General features: G+C 55.8%; 11 protein-coding genes and 2 pseudogenes. 6 read left to right on the top strand and 7 right to left on the bottom strand.

Annotation, left to right across the window (positions count from 1 at the left end; translation table 11 throughout):
• Positions 1 to 3: 3 nt before the first annotated feature.
• Positions 4 to 2595 carry a bifunctional aconitate hydratase 2/2-methylisocitrate dehydratase gene (acnB, locus tag B9Z49_RS07970; protein WP_108352912.1) on the top strand — a complete coding sequence of 864 codons (2592 nt, stop codon included), beginning with the start codon at positions 4 to 6 and terminating at the stop codon, positions 2593 to 2595.
• Between the two features lie 132 nt (positions 2596 to 2727).
• Here acnB and B9Z49_RS07975 read toward each other — a convergent pair whose 3' ends face one another.
• Together B9Z49_RS07975 and B9Z49_RS07980 are read right to left on the bottom strand one after the other, a co-directional pair.
• Positions 2728 to 3432: a DUF1028 domain-containing protein gene (locus B9Z49_RS07975; RefSeq protein ID WP_108352913.1), complete on the bottom strand. Its 705-nt coding sequence runs from the start codon at positions 3430 to 3432 to the stop codon at positions 2728 to 2730.
• Positions 3433 to 3436: 4 nt separating this feature from the next.
• On the bottom strand, positions 3437 to 4420 hold the full coding sequence (locus tag B9Z49_RS07980; protein ID WP_108352914.1) for a tripartite tricarboxylate transporter substrate binding protein: 984 nt from the start codon (positions 4418 to 4420) through the stop codon (positions 3437 to 3439).
• 119 nt (positions 4421 to 4539) lie between these two features.
• Between B9Z49_RS07980 and B9Z49_RS07985 the strand changes: the two genes are divergently transcribed.
• From B9Z49_RS07985 to B9Z49_RS08000, 4 genes are all read left to right on the top strand, one after another.
• Complete coding sequence (locus tag B9Z49_RS07985; RefSeq protein WP_108352915.1) at positions 4540 to 5577, top strand: LacI family DNA-binding transcriptional regulator; 1038 nt, start codon at positions 4540 to 4542, stop codon at positions 5575 to 5577.
• Positions 5578 to 6155: 578 nt separating this feature from the next.
• Positions 6156 to 6836, top strand: a complete 681-nt coding sequence (locus tag B9Z49_RS07990) for an RraA family protein (RefSeq protein ID WP_158273453.1) — start codon at positions 6156 to 6158, stop codon at positions 6834 to 6836.
• Entirely contained in the window at positions 6833 to 7771 is a 939-nt protein-coding gene (locus B9Z49_RS07995) for a ketopantoate reductase family protein (protein WP_108352917.1), read from the top strand. Before B9Z49_RS07990 ends, B9Z49_RS07995 begins: the two co-directional genes overlap by 4 nt.
• 301 nt (positions 7772 to 8072) lie before the next feature.
• The gene (locus B9Z49_RS08000) at positions 8073 to 8366 is read left to right on the top strand and encodes a DUF1330 domain-containing protein (RefSeq protein WP_108352918.1); all 294 of its coding nucleotides are present in this window, start codon (positions 8073 to 8075) and stop codon (positions 8364 to 8366) included.
• A gap of 885 nt (positions 8367 to 9251) precedes the next feature.
• Here the strand turns inward: B9Z49_RS08000 and B9Z49_RS08010 are convergent.
• Both B9Z49_RS08010 and B9Z49_RS08020 read right to left on the bottom strand, forming a co-directional pair.
• Positions 9252 to 11456: an SLC26A/SulP transporter family protein gene (locus B9Z49_RS08010; protein WP_108352920.1), complete on the bottom strand. Its 2205-nt coding sequence runs from the start codon at positions 11454 to 11456 to the stop codon at positions 9252 to 9254.
• 379 nt (positions 11457 to 11835) lie between these two features.
• Positions 11836 to 12888, bottom strand: coding sequence for an Ldh family oxidoreductase (locus B9Z49_RS08020; protein WP_108352922.1), 1053 nt, complete (start codon positions 12886 to 12888; stop codon positions 11836 to 11838).
• A gap of 196 nt (positions 12889 to 13084) precedes the next feature.
• On the opposite strand from B9Z49_RS08020, the pseudogene B9Z49_RS08025 reads away from it, so the two are divergent.
• Positions 13085 to 13303: pseudogene (locus B9Z49_RS08025) on the top strand (DUF4372 domain-containing protein); the annotation flags it as partial.
• Between the two features lie 280 nt (positions 13304 to 13583).
• On the opposite strand, the pseudogene B9Z49_RS08030 reads toward B9Z49_RS08025, so the two are convergent.
• The 3 genes and pseudogenes from B9Z49_RS08030 to B9Z49_RS08040 form a co-directional block, all read right to left on the bottom strand.
• Positions 13584 to 13889: pseudogene (locus tag B9Z49_RS08030) on the bottom strand (M3 family metallopeptidase); the annotation flags it as partial.
• A gap of 489 nt (positions 13890 to 14378) precedes the next feature.
• Positions 14379 to 15173: a class II glutamine amidotransferase gene (locus B9Z49_RS08035; RefSeq protein WP_108352923.1), complete on the bottom strand. Its 795-nt coding sequence runs from the start codon at positions 15171 to 15173 to the stop codon at positions 14379 to 14381.
• A 648-nt stretch (positions 15174 to 15821) separates the two neighbouring features.
• On the bottom strand, positions 15822 to 16796 hold the full coding sequence (locus tag B9Z49_RS08040) for a tripartite tricarboxylate transporter substrate binding protein (RefSeq protein WP_108352924.1): 975 nt from the start codon (positions 16794 to 16796) through the stop codon (positions 15822 to 15824).
• Position 16797: the final 1 nt, after the last annotated feature.

The raw sequence follows: 16797 nt of genomic DNA on the forward strand, positions 1-16797 counted from the left end.
ACCATGTTGAAAACCTACCGTGAACACGCCGCCGAACGCGCTGCCTTGGGCATCCCACCTTTGCCGCTGGATGCCAAACAAGTGGCCGCACTGATCGAACTGATCAAGAACCCGCCTGCAGGCGAAGACGCCTTTTTGATGGACCTGCTGACCCACCGCGTGCCACCGGGCGTAGACGATGCCGCCAAGGTCAAGGCCTCTTTCCTGGCTGCTGTGGCGCACGGCGAAATCAGCGTGGGTTTGGTCTCCAAAGCCAAGGCCACCGAGTTGCTGGGCACCATGGTGGGCGGCTACAACGTGCACCCGCTGATCGAATTGCTCGACAACGCTGAAGTGGCTGCCGTGGCTGCTGAAGCCCTGAAGAAAACATTGTTGATGTTTGATTTCTTCAACGATGTCGCCGAAAAAGCCAAGGCCGGTAACGCCAAGGCCAAGGAAGTCATGCATAGCTGGGCCGATGCTGAGTGGTTCACCAGTCGCCCTGAAGTCGAGAAAAAAATCACCATCACCGTCTTCAAGGTACCCGGCGAAACCAACACCGATGACCTGTCGCCTGCGCCTGATGCCTGGAGCCGTCCGGACATCCCATTGCACTACCTGGCGATGCTCAAAAACACCCGCGAAGGTGCACCGTTCAAGCCGGAAGAAGATGGCAAGCGCGGCCCCATGGCCATGATTGAAGAGCTGAAGAAAAAAGGCCATTTGTTGTCTTACGTTGGCGACGTGGTGGGCACCGGTTCCAGCCGCAAGTCGGCCACCAACAGCATCATCTGGGGCTTTGGCGAAGACATCCCGTTTGTACCCAACAAGCGTTTCGGCGGCGTGACCTTGGGCGGCAAGATCGCTCCCATCTTCTTCAACACTCAGGAGGACTCCGGTGCATTGCCCATCGAAGCTGACGTGTCGGGCTTGAATATGGGCGATGTGGTCGACGTGTTGCCCTACGAAGGCAAGATCGTGAAGAACGGTGAAACCATCACCACCTTCCAGCTCAAGAGCGATGTGCTGTTTGACGAAGTGCGCGCCGGCGGCCGCATCAATCTGATCATTGGCCGCTCGCTCACCGCCAAGGCACGTGAGTTCTTGGGCCTGCCTGCGTCCACCGTGTTCCGACTGCCCACCGTGCCTGCATCGACCAAGGCTGGTTTTACCTTGGCCCAAAAGATGGTCGGTCGTGCGGTCGGTTTGCCAGAAGGCCAAGGCGTTCGCCCGGGCACCTACTGCGAACCCAAGATGACCACCGTGGGTTCACAAGACACCACCGGCCCGATGACCCGCGACGAGTTGAAAGACTTGGCTTGCTTGGGCTTCTCGGCCGACATGGTCATGCAATCGTTCTGCCACACCGCGGCTTACCCCAAGTCGGTGGACGTCAAAACCCACCGCGAACTGCCAGCGTTCATCAGCAACCGAGGTGGTGTTTCATTGCGCCCTGGTGATGGCGTGATCCACAGCTGGCTCAACCGTTTGTTGTTGCCCGACACCGTGGGCACTGGCGGCGACTCGCACACCCGTTTTCCCATCGGTATTTCCTTCCCAGCGGGTTCCGGTTTGGTGGCCTTCGGTGCGGCCACAGGCGTGATGCCCCTGGACATGCCCGAGTCGGTGTTGGTGCGCTTCAAAGGCGAGATGCAGCCCGGGGTGACCCTGCGCGATTTGGTGCATGCCATTCCGCTGTACGGCATCAAGCAAGGCCTGCTCACGGTGGCCAAGTCAGGCAAGATCAACGAGTTCTCGGGCCGCATTTTGGAAATCGAAGGCCTGCCCAACCTGAAGGTCGAGCAAGCGTTTGAATTGTCTGATGCGTCCGCCGAGCGCTCGGCCGCCGGTTGCACGATCAAGCTGAACAAAGAGCCGGTCGAGGAATACCTGAAGTCCAACGTGGTGCTCATGAAGAACATGATCGCCGACGGTTATGCCGATGCCCGCACGCTGGCGCGCCGCATCGAGAAGGTCGAACAATGGTTGGCCGCGCCCAACCTGCTCGAAGCCGACAAGGACGCCGAATACGCGCACGTCATCGAGATCGACATGAACGAGATCAAAGAGCCGATTTTGTGCTGCCCCAACGACCCGGACGACGCCAAGTTCTTGTCCGACGTCGCAGGCACCAAGATCGACGAAGCTTTCATCGGTTCGTGCATGACCAACATCGGTCACTTCCGCGCCGCGGCCAAGCTGCTCGGCGGCAGCCGCGACATCCCAGTCAAGCTGTGGGTGGCACCGCCCACCAAGATGGACGAGAGCGAACTGATCAAAGAAGGCCACTACGCCAACTTCGGCGCCGCCGGTGCCCGGACTGAAATGCCCGGCTGCTCGTTGTGCATGGGCAACCAAGCCCAAGTGCGCGAAGGCGCCACGGTGGTGTCCACCAGCACCCGGAACTTCCCCAACCGCTTGGGCAAGAACACCAATGTGTTCTTGGCCAGTGCCGAGTTGGCCGCCATTGCGTCCAAGCTGGGCCATATCCCGACAGTTGCCGAGTACCACGAAGCCATGGGCATCGTGAACAAGGACAACGCAGCGATCTACAAGTACCTGAACTTCAACCAGATTGAAGAGTACGTGGAAAATGCGAAGGGCGTGACGGCCTGAGCGTTGATTCGCAGAGACCAAGGAACGGTCAGGGGAGCGATGGTCAATATTGGATCGACGCGAAAAGGTGGTGGGGCATCCGGACGGCGGTGGTGAAGCGCCTGCGGCAAGTGCCATACACCCCCCTTGTGGTTATTTTTTCAAATGGCGCGCTGTCCAGCCAGGGACGTGGTCCATGCGCCACTGCCACCACCTTGGCACGGGCTTGATGGCACGCTGTACGTAGTACGGCACCATCGGGCTGAACCAGTCCCAAAGGCGGCGCAACTCGGCTTCAGGTTCGTCGTGCAAATCCACCCGCAGATCGACGACAGGAAAGGGCTGGTCACCATAAACCAACAGGGCCGCTGAGTTTTGCCCTTCGGGCTGCCCCCCGGCATCGCGCCCGGCCTCCACAGCGCGCACCAGCCTTTCGGCCAATGCCTGATCGGTCCCATCTTCAAAGGCCTTGGCCATGGCCTTGACCACGCCTTCGCCCGCCAATACATTGCCTGCAACGGCAAAGCCGTCTCCCACGATGTGTCCTGCCCAGACTGGGTTTTTTCCCCCCGTGAATGCGTGGGCACGCCCATACACATCCACTACCGCAATTTGTCGTGTTTGGGGATAAGGGTCAGAAGCCAGCAATTCATCGACGATTTTTTCAGCCGACAACGCTGACGCCATCAACCGCTTCGCAATGGGCAGCAAATAAGGGTTGGCCACCGCCTGCAGCGATGCGGCTCCGCGCTGGGGCACCACCACAGGACAACGCACACCCACATTGGGGGAATATGTGGCTATGCCAACGCCGTATTCACCGGTTTTGGGACAACGGGCAACGATTGAATATGTCATCCATTCACTCCATGCGAATACCGGACTCGGCCGACATTCTTTTGTAGGTTTCAAATTCGGCCATGGTCAACTTGCCCAGGGCTTCGGGACTGCCTGGCCGCGTGATGCAACCCGTGCCTTCAATACGCCGCACCACATCTGGGTTGGCCAGAATCTTCAGCAACTCGGTTGACAAGCGTTGAATCACCGCCTTGGGCGTTCCTGCAGGCGCATACAGCGCATTCCAGGAGGTGAAGTTCAAGCCGGTCAGTCCTTGCTCGTCCAGCGTCGGAATGTCTGGTGCCGTGGATGCTCGGGCTGGCGATGAGATGCCAAAAATCTTCAACTTGCCCTCTTTGGCAAGGGGCAATTGGGTGGGCAGCGTGCCAAAGTAAATCTGGATGCGGTTGGACAGCAAATCGGTATTGACCTGCGGTGCCCCTCGGTAGGGAATGTCTGCGATTTTGGTCCCTGTCAGCCGGGCCAGGGACAGACACGCAAACTGATTGCTCGAGCCATTGCCATGGTGCCCACAATTGAGTTTGCCAGTGTTGGCCTTGACGTAGGCGAGAAAATCGTTGGCGGTCGTGCCCGGAATTGACACGTGCCCCGTCAGCACGATGGGCAATTCGGCCACATAGCCGATCGGCTCGAAATCCTTGGGGCCATAAGACACATTTTTGTTGAGTGCAGGCGTGGCGGCCGTTGGCGCGCTGCCCCCCATGATCAAGGTGTAGCCATCTGCGGGCGCTTTGGCTACAAATGTGTGCGCAATGGCTCCGCTGGCCCCCGTGCGGTTTTCGACCACCACCGCTTGCCCTAGCGCTCTGGATAACTCGTCAGCCACGATACGACACAGCAAATCTGTGATGCCGCCTGGGGGGTAGGGCGAAACAATCGTCAGTTGCTTGCTGGGCCAAACGTCACTTGCATGGGCCCCCCAGGAACTTGCCAGAGATCCTGCGCCGACCACCAGGGTCTGACGCCGTGACCACAGTTTTTTAAGCATGGTGTCTACTTTCTTGAAATTGATTTCATAACTTTAGACAATAAAAAATTTAAGTCAACGAAAATCATAGAAAAAATCCATTCAAATTACAATGAAACGATTTCATATTGGAACCTTTCATGCCCAAGGTCCCCACCAAGCCTGCTGCGCCCGTTTCGGTGTCCGATGTGGCCCGACTTGCCGAGGTCTCACCCGCCACGGTGTCGCGCGCCTTCAACAACCCCGGTCTTTTGGGCGCGCCCACACTGGAGAGGGTCCAACGTGCCGCCAAGCAATTGGGTTATCAGCCTTATGGGCTGGCGCGCTCATTGCGCAGTCGTCGCTCCATGGTGGTGGGTATCGTCATGCCTTCACTCCGCTATGCGTACTACTCTGGCACGCTGGAGCTGTTGCAAAGTTTGTTGGCCCGCGAGGGCTATACCTTGCTGCTGAGTTCTTCCAATCACGACCCGCAAATCGAATTGGAAGGGGTTCGAGCCCTGATGTCGCAGGGCGTTGATGGGGTCATCTTGTTCGGACGCCCCTTGAACGATGAGAGCGCCCCCCTGCTGGCGCAGCGCGGTGTACCGCATATCCGTTGTTGGGCCGCCTTGCCCAACGAAGCCTCTGTGGCTTTTGACCACAGCGCGGCCATGGCCGATGTGGTCGAGCACCTGGTGGCTTTGGGGCACCGCCAATTCGCCATGGTCATGCCATTTGTGGCCTTGGGTGACCGCTTTCGCGGTCGCCTGACCGCCATTCGCGAAACGCTGGCCAAGCATGGTCTGGCCATTGCCAATGACGCCATCGTCGACGACGGCGGACTGGATGCCGAAGCCGGGCGGCTGGCCTATCAAACCCTGCAGGCACGCGGCGTCCAAGCCACCGCAGTGATTTGCAGCAACGACCTCATTGCTGCGGGTGTCATTTTGGCCTGTCAAGCTTGTGGCTTGCAGGTGCCAGCAGATGTATCGGTCACAGGCTACAACGACTCAGGCTTGGCACGCGCCTTCGAACCCGCCATCACATCCGTCGACACCCCGGTCGATGTGCACGCCCAGGAAGTGGCTCGCGTCATGCTTGCTGTCTTGCGCCGTGAAGCCCCCGCCCCGACGATCAGGCTGCCTACCCACCTTCGGGTGCGCCAAAGCACTGGGCCAGCACCACGAAAGCTGTGAGTCGCAAAATATTTGCGAATGAAAATTCAGGGCTAGCTGTTTTAGAGATTATTGACGCAACCTTCATCCAGGTACACACCGGCAATGCTCACATGGGTTTCGTGAACAATGACAACGCAGTGATCTACAAGAACCTGAACTTCAAGCAGATTGAAGAGGACGTGGAGAACGCGAGGGGCGTGACCGCCTGAGCGTTGATTTACTGAGACCAAGAAACGGCCCAGGGAGTGATCACCGCATCAGAGGGTAAGGGGAAAACAGCGAGATGGCCGTCGCTTCGCGTCAGGCTGCGCCTGTCATTGCCCAAGAACGGGAGAGTCGACACATCTTGACAAAGGCTATTTATAAACGCTTATTTAACGCCGGTTGGTGGGCCTGTAATGCCCAAAATTTGGGCCATCATCGTGCACATGCGGTTAGATTTCCCATCCTTTTTGCCGCACCCAAACAAGTCACAGCGCTGCCTCGATTGGCGTTTGCAAGTTGATCCTGCGTCGATCACAATGCCGACAGGGGACGATGTCCACAGCCGCAGAGTGCTGAAGCCCCGCCAAATAACCATCTTGAAAAGGCTCGACATGATTGACGTCCCCCCACTGATTCAGCGCCAAACCTTCACCCGCCCCACGCCCGACCAAGTAGAAGCCTTGCGCGGCACACCCACCGGGTTTATCGTGGACGCTATGGGCGGCAGTGGTGCGCTGGACTATCGGCTGCGGCCCGCGATCGCAGAGCAATACGCGTTTTGCGGTGTGGCCTTGACGGTGGACGCTGGGCCGGGCGACAACCTGGCATTGGTGCATGCCTTGCAGGATGTGCAGCCCGGTGACGTGCTGGTGGCCACCACGGGCGGCTTTACCGGCTGCGCCATCACCGGAGACCTGGTGCTGGGTATGGCTAAAAACTGCGGTGCCGTGGGTTTTGTGACCGACGGCTGTGTGCGGGATCTGGTGGGCTTGCGTACCGTGGGTCTGCCGGCTTGGGCGGTCGGTGTCACGCCTAACTCGCCACAGCGCCACCGGCCCGGTACCATTGGTTTTGCCATTGCACTGGCCGGGCACCCGGTGGCCTCGGGCGACATTGTGGTGGCTGACTTGGACGGCTTGGTAGTGGTGCCGCAGGCACGTATCGCTCAGGTGTTAGCCCGGTTGCCACAGATCCGGGCGGCAGAGGCCCTGGCCGATACGGCGGTGCGTGAGGGCGCCAGGCTGCCGTCTTTTCTAACGGTGGACACAGCACCGGCGGCATCCAAGCCATGAAAGTTGCCCTGATTGGCACTGGCGCCATGGGTTGTATTTTTGGCGCGGCATTGGCGCGTGGTGGAGCCGAGCTGGTGTGTCTGGACCGCAGTGCCGATGTGGTGACGGCCCTTCAGCAGCACGGCATCTTGGTGCGCGGCGTGTTGGGTGAGCAGACCGTGCCGGTTCGCGCCACCACCGACCCAGCGCAACTTGGCCTGGCCGACATGGCCTTGGTGCTGGTGGACGCGGCGGCCACGTCGGCTGCCGCAGCGATTGCCAAGGGCTGCCTCAAGCCGGACGGTTTTGCCCTGTCGCTGCAAAATGGCATTGGCAATCTGGAGGCTCTGGTTGATGCGCTGGGTCCGCAGCGGGTGATGGCAGGCATTACCTACAACAGCGGCTCGGGGGAGGGGCCCGCACGCTCCTGGCACACCCACCTGGGACTGACCACCATGGGAGAGGCTACGGGCACGATGTCCCCAAGGCTGGAGGCCATGGCAGAAAGGTTTCGCGCCCAGGGCATGGCGGTGGAACTCACCGACAAGGTGGAGGCGGCGATCTGGAGCAAGTTTGTGCACAACTGCGCCATCAACCCCATCAGCGCCCTGACCGGCTTGAGGCCAGCGCAGATCATGCAAACACCACCGGCGCAGGCGCTGATGGAGCACGTGATGGATGAAATTTTGCAGGTGGTTGATGCCCTGGGTATCGTATTGCCCGAGCATGACGCCCGCAGCGAGATCCTGCAGCATTGCCGCGAGCGCATGAACCGACCCTCGATGTTGCAGCACCTACAGGGCGGCAAACCTACAGAGATTGGTGCCCTGAACGAGGCCCTTGTGGCGCGTGCCGCCGGCCTGGGTCTGGCCGTACCGTACAACTCGGCGGTGGTGCTTGCCGTTCGCGCGCTGGAGGCTGCGGCTGCCTTGCCACCAGTGCCTGATGGCGTCTGAGCAAGGATTTATTGAGCATGTGGCCGACCAGGCCGGTCTGGGCCGGGACTTGTCTTGGCTCAAGATGTTTGGCGAGTAAGCGCTTGACTTGGACGGTCGGGTGTTGGCGCTGGTTTGCGGCAGCCAGCTGTTCATGAAGCCCACCCAAGGGGGTAGCAAATGCGGGTGCGGTTGGATGAGCGAAGTTGGATTTCCAATCCGTTAAAAGGGGCAAGGTTGTAAAAGCGAATAACATCAAGGCATTCAGTCAACTTATTGCTGCGAGTTCATGAATTTTTAAAATGTAATCAATGGATCAAAAATGACAAAAGCTTATTGGATTAGTGCGTATCGCAGTATCAGCGACAACGATGCTTTGGCTGCTTATGCCAAATTGGCAGGCCCTAGTTTGACGGCTGCAGGCGGTAAATTTTTAGCGCGTGGCATACCTGCTGCAGTCAAAGAAAATGGACAGCAGGAACGTACTGTACTTATTGAGTTTGAAAATGTTGCGGCCGCGCTTGCAGCTTACAACAGCCCAGGGTACCAAGAGGCTCTTGTTGCTTTAGGCAGCAATGCGGTGGTTCGAGACATTCGAATTATTGAAGGCGTGTAACTTTGATTGCTGTAAGCGCTTTGACTTGATGTGAGGTGTTCGGGTCGACGAGCTGCACCTCACGGACGAGCTCCACCTCACGGCGCTCGAACTCATCGACCGCCTTGCCGTGCCAGTGCCCTCCATATCGAACGCACTTCTCGCACTGATGGCCCTGAGCTTGGGCTGGCTGGCATTTCGCCAGAAGCGGCTTCCACGGTAGTAGTGCCAGATGCGGTGTTAATTTTTTCCCCCCGATGGGGTGGTTGGTGCTGGCTGGGTGGCGCTGCGTGACGACGCCCCCTCGCAGGATTTTGAGATGCGCAGTCTGTCAGCCACTGTCGGTGCCGAGGTGATGGGGCTGGATCAGCCGCAGCCCATCAACCCCACCGACTTCGCCAGTATCCACCGCGCGCAACAGGGAATGCCATGGGCGAGGTGGCTAAGGTGTTACCTGATAACCAACTGACGTGCAGCCCAAAAGCCCGGCTCACTGTCTGTGGGAGGCGCTGATCGCCCGCACCTACTAGGCGTTGCTTCTGTTGTGCTCGATTTGCGCAGGCCAGATGCGCGTGATCGCTTGCATCACCTAAAGCGCCGGTATCCGGCGTATGTTCGCGCAACTTGTTGCAGAGACCGAGCCACCGCGCATCGCGCCAGCACGCGGGCCGCCGCAGTGGGATGAGGCCCATGCGGGGGGCGGTGAATTTCGGGCGACTGGACCTGAACAAACGCTCACTCAACGCCGGCTGGCAGGCCTGTGATGCCCAAAACCAGGACCATGATCATGCACATGCACATGCACATGCACATGCACATGCACGTGCGATTGGATTTACTGTCCGTTGCTGGCCGAGGTGGGGGTGGGAGCCAACTGGGATCAGGCACATTGAATGAACGCCTGACCTAGTTTTCCCTGACTTCGCGCAACTCCATGTTGGTGCGCCTGAGTCGGTCGGCCAACACCAAAGCCAATGACCGCATCACACTGACGCTCATCGCATGGTCGCCTGCGGCCACCTTGGCAAAAGCTTGTCGATCGATGGCAAAGATTTCAGTCTCCCCCGAGGCGTACACATAGGCCGAGGGCGCCCGACCATCTAAAAAAGACATTTCGCCAAAAAATTGGCCGCGACCCAAAGTGGCCAAGTGTATGGCACTGCCCGTGCTGGTTTTCAAGCTGACTTTCACTTCGCCACGGCTGATCAGCATCAATTCATGCCCCAGGGTGTTGGGGTCAAGCACCAAATCGCCGGCTTGGTAAACGCGAACTTCTTTGCACTGGTCCAATCCCTCCAACTCAGATTTACCCATGCCATGGAACAGTTCAAACTTGGCCACGTGAAGACCTTGACCTTTGGGGTGGACATAGCCTTCTTGCAGCAAAGTCTCTTCTTCGATCCATTCCAAGGCTTCATCAAGCTCTATAAAAACTTTGGCGTTGTTGTCCGATAAAAGCCCCATGTGATCGATGTAGGTGCGCAAATCTTTGCCATTGGGCAATCGGTCTGGTACCCGGGCGATGATCAGGCGTGCTTGGTGGTCAGCCAGGTTGCTGCGGATGCGCTCAATCATTTGGCTCGCGGTCATGTCCATTGACTGCACCCGCATGAAGTCAAGCACCACAAATTTGGCTTTTTTGATCTCGGGTTCAATGGCACTGTAGAGTTGATGGGTGGTGCCAAAAAACAGGCTGCCTTGCAACTCAAAAATAAGGGTTTGGTGGCCTTTTTGCGATAAAATTTCGCGCTCCTGCAGACTGCGCACTCGCGAAGAAAACACCTTGTTGCCCCAGTTTTTGCGACGGATGGTGGTGGTGTGGATTTGCTCGGTCAAAAACAGAAAAATAGCCAAGCCAATGCCCACGGCCGAGGCGGCAATCAAGCTGACCGTGTTGGCCACGATCACCACCAAAATAATCACACCGAAGTCAAGCCGGGTTTGGGGCGATCGAATCATTTTCAAGGAGGCCCAGTCGATCATCCTGATCCCGTTCACCACCAACATGGCTGCCAATGCGGGCACCGGAATCCAAGCGAACAAAGATGTGAGCAACAAAATCACCAACAAAGACCCAAGCCCACAAAAAATCCCCGACCAATGCGTGGTGGCTCCGCTGGCGTTGCTGATAAAACTGCCCCCACTGGAGCCCGAACCTGTGGTCCCGCCAAGCAGGCTGGACACCAAATTCCCCAAGCCCTGCCCCCGAAGTTCTTTGTTGGAATCGTGCCTTGAGCCGGTGACGGCATCCAGCGCCAGACATTTGTTCAGAGTGTCAATCGACAAGAGCACGGCCAAAGTCATCGCAGGAAACACAATTTGCTGCCAAGGCGGCAAGCCCGAGGCCATCAACTGGTCCCAAGGCTGGGTCACGCCGTCCGTAAAAGCGGCGAGATTGACGTTCAAGGGGCCGATGATCAGTGGGTTGTCATTCAGGTTCAGCAAGGCAGGCCAAGCGCTCAAGGCCATGGCCCAGTAAACGACTATGCCAGCCACCAAGCCCTGAATCACCCCGGGGATGCGTTTGGACAGGCGGGGTGCGAACAGCATGCCCATCACCGTTGCCAAGCCAATCAGCAAAGAGGGCCATTGCCACAACTCGGGTCCACTGAGCCATTGCCAGACATTCATCTCTGTGGGGATTGCAAGCCATTTGGGCAACTGGCCCAAAACAATGATCACATTTACCCCAATGAGGTAGCCGCTTACCACGGGGTAGGGCATGTATTTGATCAACTCACCCAGGCGCAAGACCCCAAAGGAGAGCTGAATCAGGCTGCTGAGCAAGGAGACCAAAAACAAACTCAAAATCACAGTGGTTGCATCGTTACCAAGCTGCACCATTTGCAGGGTCAAGGCGGTCAGCACGGCCGCCGCAGGGGCACTGGGCGCCGATATCAAACGGGGCGTGCCACCAAAGATGGCGGCCACCAGGCCCAAGGCCGCCGCCCCCATCATGCCGGCCATCGCGCCTTGCGCGCCAAAGCCGCTGCCCAAGGGTAAAAAAATCAACACGCCAAAGGCAATTGCCGATGGCAAGGCCACCAGCATCCCGGAAAAACCACCCCAAAGGTCGCCAGTGAGGTGGGTGTGATGTGCAAATGAACGCATGAGGTTGGCTCGGTTAAATTGTCAATTGCAATTCAAATTGCTAAAGCTCATTATATGGATCGATTCCCCCCGAAATGAATGTAAAACTTGCAAAAACAACGTGATCATTTTTATGGCCGTTATAGGTGATGGGCTTTGGGTATACGTGTTCGCATTTGCGGTTCGGGTCGGTGGACTCGACAAGAGCGCTCTGGCAATTAAATTGGAGAACTTAACGATAAATGCAACCTAGCAAACCTCATGCTGTATCACCATTGTGACTTGGCTGCAGGTCGTTTTCAATAAGGCAAGCTTCGCTCAGCCCAGAGAAAACAAGGTGGCGTTGGTCGCTGGCCGAACGGTTAAAAAAAGTACAAATTTCAAATATGACGGTGTCGCATTAACAAGTTAATGTTACGCCCGCAGCCAAAAGCTGCGCAACAATCTCAGCATGCAAGGGCACACCATCACGCAGGTTGTCCGCGCAGTCCTGCCAGCCACGCTCACCGGGATAGAGAAACGGCTCACTCGTACTCGCCTCAGCGCGAAGGTAATTCAGATAGTCCTCAACTTGTGCATGGAATGCCGCTATGCCGTTTTCAGAGAATGCTTCGATATTGAGCGCAATGAATAACTTGCTGGTGTCGGTTTCAAGCCCGCCAGAAGGAATCGCGAGGTCACGGCAGAACAATCCACCGCCCAGCGCGGCCGTCATGAATTCCAACATCAAAGCGAGCCCCGCACCTTTGTGGCCCGCCATCGGCGACACGGCACCGCTCAAAATGGCTTTGGCATCATTCGTGGGTTTGCCCTGCGCATCTACACCCCAACCTTCAGGAATCTGCTTTCCTTCGCGCAACCATGTGGCCACCTTACCCACAGCAGCCTGGCTCATCGCCATATCCAGCACCATCGGATTTTCGCCCGCTGCGCGCGGAATACCTATAGCCAGCGGGTTGTTGCCGATGATCTTTGTAGTCGCACCCCAAGCTGTCATTGTTTGCATCGCATTGGTCGTGCACAGCCCAATGCAATTTGCCTGCGCCGCGCGTAAAGCATAAGCATGCGCGCGACCCCAGTGCGTGGTGTTCTTCGCGAGACAAACACCCACGCCAAATTGCTTAGACCTGTCGACAGCGGCTTGCATCGCGATCGCAGCAACGTAACGGCCAGGGCCGTTGTCGCCGTCCAGCACACAGATCGCGCCGAACTCGCGCGTGATCAGAATGTTCGCATTCGCCTTTGCTCGGCCCTCTGCAAGAGCACGCAACATCGGCGGCAACATGCGCACACCATGCGACGGTACACCATGCAAATCCGCCTCGGCCATGATCTGCGCCTCGACTTGCGCGATCGTCTTGTTCACACCTTGTGATTCGAGCGCGGACTGCACATCAGCACACAGCATGTCGTACGGGATGCGAAAGAGTGAGCTTTGGGCTTGCGCACTCATGATAAAAATCCACTGAAGGAGTGGAAATTACAGATGATTTTGATTGACATGGTTAATCAGTAGTGTCCCAACGTTTTCACAGCAGGGCTTCGTAAGTTAATGATTTACTTTGGTTTTTTGGCATTTCAGTCTGGTCTCGATTTGAACTTCGATTCCATGACTTATGGTCTTTTGCGTTCGCACGCAAAGGACCGCAATGAACCAAGGCAAGCTTGTTTTCTCTCAACTCATGGCGTTTCTGCCCCTGAGCACTTTCCGTCGATACGTGGCCACTCACCGCGGCGATTACAAGGTTCAAGACTTCACCTGCATGGACCAGTTCTTGACCATGGCCTTTGCTCAGTTGACCCGCCGCGAGTCTTTGTGCGACATCGAGGTCAATTTGCGTGCTCAAGCCAAGCGGATGTATCACATGCATCTGCCCAACAGTCTTCATGAAATCCTACAAATCTTGAGCTTGACCATGTTTGAAACTATCTCAATAAATCAACTACTTACAGCAACCGTGCCTGACAAACATCCAGAATTTGAGTCTCAAAAGCTCTATCTTTTTTGAAAAATTGGAACACTCATGATTTCTGATAAAAATCAAAACCCTAATTTATCAAATCTTTCTTGATTAATTTATGACAATTTCGTAATGCAAAGAACTTTCTTGAGTCTTCATCGCAGCATCACACTGCGTTTGCCCGCCATCAAACGGCCACCATGCCTTGGTGCCGCAGCAAGGCTTCCAGGCTCGGTTCTCGGACCCGTAAGGCTTTGAACGATTACAGCGCCGGGCGGCTGCCGCCCGCTTCCAGAATGGCCCAGCAGTAAAGGCGTCCGGTTTTCACGCTGGGCGTGCCGTCGGCTTCGGCGGTTTCTTAAAAGGCGGCGTAGGCATCGGCGCTCAGCACCTCGGCCCATTTGTAGCAGTAATAACCGGTGGCGTATCCGCCTGCAAAGATGTGGCTGAAGGTGTGGGCCATGCGGTTGAATGCCGGTATGCGCAGTTCAGCCCCTGGGGAGTTTCTGTCCTGGAATACTATTTTTGGATGCTGGTCCTTTAGGTTGACCTGCTCACCCAAGCCAGAGGGGGCGGTGTGCTGTCGCCAGTAGTTGCCTGCGGCTGCAGAGCCGCTGCCTGGCTGCAGCGCAACGCCGCAGTCAAGCATAGCCATTTCAGCGCCATTGATAGCCGCCATCAAATGCATCTCATTCATATCGCCGAGGTGTGCGATGCGAAACAGTTTGCCTGCGACTTTGGACAAACCGCCACCGAGTGAGAGTTTGTAGCGACGATAGGCGCGGGTAATCACTTCGCCGCCTGAAATGCCAGCGAGCAATATCACCGCATACACTGCGTACCATTGATTTCGAGCTCTTTGCTGAGATAGGCGGCCAATGATTTACCGATTGCACCTGCGGCTTTTCCCATACAAGTGTCCATTTATTGTTTCGGTACTCAGCATAATTCAGTCCAAATTTATTTGGTACTTATTAATTCATTAAATTGAAATTTTGAAATGCGCTAACCCACCCTGGGTCCAATGCACACCGTTGCGCTCTTCGACCTTGAACCAGTGAGCTGCATCTGAGTCAGACGGCTCTGAGGCAATGGTTGTAATGGAGTGCAAGCCGTTTTCGCTTGCACGCGTATGTGGCGCGCCATAGTACATGCTGGGGGAGTGGTCGTCGCTTGAGTACCTAAAGGCCCAAATATCTTTCCCATTGGTAAAAGCGCAGGAAATTCGCATGGGTTCGTCCGCATGGTGCTGGTCCATGATTTTGGAGACATCACGCAAAGTAGCTAACATTGCGTTGATTGGATCGTGAATCAAACCCTTGCTCAGCGCCACTAGAAATAAGGCTTCACTGTCTGTGGTGCCTTCTCTGTGCGGATAGTGCACATGATCGATGAGGTCTTCAACATCCTTTCGACAGTCATGCCAGTTGCCAATTTTCCCGTTGTGCATGAAAGACCAGTTTTGCCACGTAAATGGATGGCAGTTGCTTCTGTTGACCGCTGTGCCAGTCGTAGCGCGAACATGGGCAAAAAATAATTTGGTCTGTATATGTGCCGCAAGGGAGCGCAGGTTACTGTCGTTCCAGGCCGGCATGATGTCTTTGAACAGACCTGGTGTAGTGCGGTTGTTGTACCAAGCAACGCCGAAACCATCGCCATTTGTGACCCACGCAGATTGATTCGCAGCAAGGCTCTGGCGCACAATGGAATGCTCTTGATGAAAGATCAAGTCTTCAAGGTAAATCTCTGGACCCGCATAAGCAACCCATCTGCACATGATGACCTCAGCTTTGATAAGACATTCTCAGAAGTCTATTGAAATTTCGATTAAATTCAATTGACAAATGCCCTTGGATCAAGGACCTGCTGGATTTGGCATCAAGTCGGATATCTGCTCAGGTATCAATTGGGCACATGCGCCAACTGTCTTGATGACAGAAATTTCTTTAAACGTGTCACTTTTTTGACCTGTTTTTTTGAGCCGGTGGACACCCCGGGGGAATTTGAGCTATCTGCGAGCCAGCGCTGGTGGCAGCTGCGAATGGTTTTCGGTCGATACGGCAATCTCGTGCTGCGGTGGGGTGTTGCGCTTAAGCAATCAGATGATGGTGGCGCGTTGTTGGGTTTCAAAACACTCACTCCTTGGCCCTCCTACGAGGAAGGCCGTAGCATGCTTTATGCCCAGAGGCGCCAACGGTGTAGGCGTTGATACACTGTCCCTGATTAATTCAAATGGGGGAGTTTGAGGTGGCCATCAGGGATCAGCCGCAGGCACTTGCTGGTCTATCAGGACGGCAACTGGCGTGAACATGTCCGTCAAGGGATTCTATTTTCCGATCTCTCCCCTAGCCGAGCAAAGGCTGTACGCCTGCTGGGACGGTGAGCACTGGGTGATCATGTTGCTCAGTGAGTATTGATCAGAGCCTCAATCTGCTTCAATCTTGAGTTCTTTGGAAAGTGCACCCCACCGCACTGATTCGGCTTTCATAAAAATACCAAACTGATCAGCAGTGGACGGTGTGGGGTAGTAGCCCAGACCTATCATCTTTTCCCGAACCTCTCTCTTGTTCAATGATTCATTCAAAGCGCGGTTCAGTCTTTGAACAATGGCTGGCGGCGTACCCAATGGCGCAACCATGCCCTGCCAGCCCGTGACAACGTAGTTTTTCAAACCAGATTCTCTGAAGGTTGGGATGGATTGAAATTCTGGCGCACGTTCTGCAGCAGTGAGAGCCAATACTTTTAATTTGCCGCTTCTGACATGCGGCATACCAGCACCAAGGGCATCAATCATTCCCACAACCCTACCGGCCATCAAATCGATCAGTGCAGGTCCGCTGCCTTTGTAGGGGATGTGCTGAATCTTGACTTGAGCTTCAGACTTCAACATTTCAAAAGCAAGATGCGTTATTTGTCCATTGCCGCCCGAAGCGTAGCTAAAGGCATCTGGCTGAGACTTGAGTAAACTCAAATATTCGGCCGTTGAATTGACATTCAATGTGGCTGGCACAAAAAGCGCTAAAGGGGCATAGCCCACCTGTCCAATGGGCGCTAATTTGCTGGGCAGATCAACAATTGGTTGCTTTGAAATATGTTCCAAAACAGAAAATTGCCCCACATTTCCCAAGCCAATGGTGTAGCCGTCGCTAGGTGCGCGCATGATTTCTGTGGAAGCTATCGCTGTGCCTGCACCAGGTTTGTTGTCCACAATGACGTTCTGCCCTAATTGGCTTGACATGTCTTGTGCCAACAATCGTGCAAGCTGATCAATGCCACCTCCCGGTGGAAAACCAATCACCATTCGTATGGGTTTGTTGGGGAAGTCTTGGGCTAGAAGAGGCTGACTGAAAATTGCACCTCCTAAGAGGGCCAATAAAACACCCATTTGTTTGAGTTTCATG

It is taken from the genome of Limnohabitans sp. 2KL-51 (assembly GCF_003063645.1).
Taxonomy (GTDB): Bacteria; Pseudomonadota; Gammaproteobacteria; order Burkholderiales; family Burkholderiaceae_C; genus Limnohabitans_A.

What these genes read in the sequence shown, in the direction of transcription:
- B9Z49_RS07990 (WP_158273453.1), top strand. Translation starts at nt 6,156, where the DNA reads ATGATTGACGTCCCCCCACTGATTCAGCGCCAAACCTTCACCCGCCCC.
- B9Z49_RS08000 (WP_108352918.1), top strand. Translation starts at nt 8,073, where the DNA reads ATGACAAAAGCTTATTGGATTAGTGCGTATCGCAGTATCAGCGACAAC.
- acnB (WP_108352912.1), top strand. Translation starts at nt 4, where the DNA reads ATGTTGAAAACCTACCGTGAACACGCCGCCGAACGCGCTGCCTTGGGC.
- B9Z49_RS07995 (WP_108352917.1), top strand. Translation starts at nt 6,833, where the DNA reads ATGAAAGTTGCCCTGATTGGCACTGGCGCCATGGGTTGTATTTTTGGC.
- B9Z49_RS07975 (WP_108352913.1), bottom strand. Translation starts at nt 3,432, where the DNA reads ATGACATATTCAATCGTTGCCCGTTGTCCCAAAACCGGTGAATACGGC.
- B9Z49_RS08020 (WP_108352922.1), bottom strand. Translation starts at nt 12,888, where the DNA reads ATGAGTGCGCAAGCCCAAAGCTCACTCTTTCGCATCCCGTACGACATG.
- B9Z49_RS07985 (WP_108352915.1), top strand. Translation starts at nt 4,540, where the DNA reads ATGCCCAAGGTCCCCACCAAGCCTGCTGCGCCCGTTTCGGTGTCCGAT.
- B9Z49_RS08010 (WP_108352920.1), bottom strand. Translation starts at nt 11,456, where the DNA reads ATGCGTTCATTTGCACATCACACCCACCTCACTGGCGACCTTTGGGGT.
- B9Z49_RS08040 (WP_108352924.1), bottom strand. Translation starts at nt 16,796, where the DNA reads ATGAAACTCAAACAAATGGGTGTTTTATTGGCCCTCTTAGGAGGTGCA.
- B9Z49_RS08035 (WP_108352923.1), bottom strand. Translation starts at nt 15,173, where the DNA reads ATGTGCAGATGGGTTGCTTATGCGGGTCCAGAGATTTACCTTGAAGAC.
- B9Z49_RS07980 (WP_108352914.1), bottom strand. Translation starts at nt 4,420, where the DNA reads ATGCTTAAAAAACTGTGGTCACGGCGTCAGACCCTGGTGGTCGGCGCA.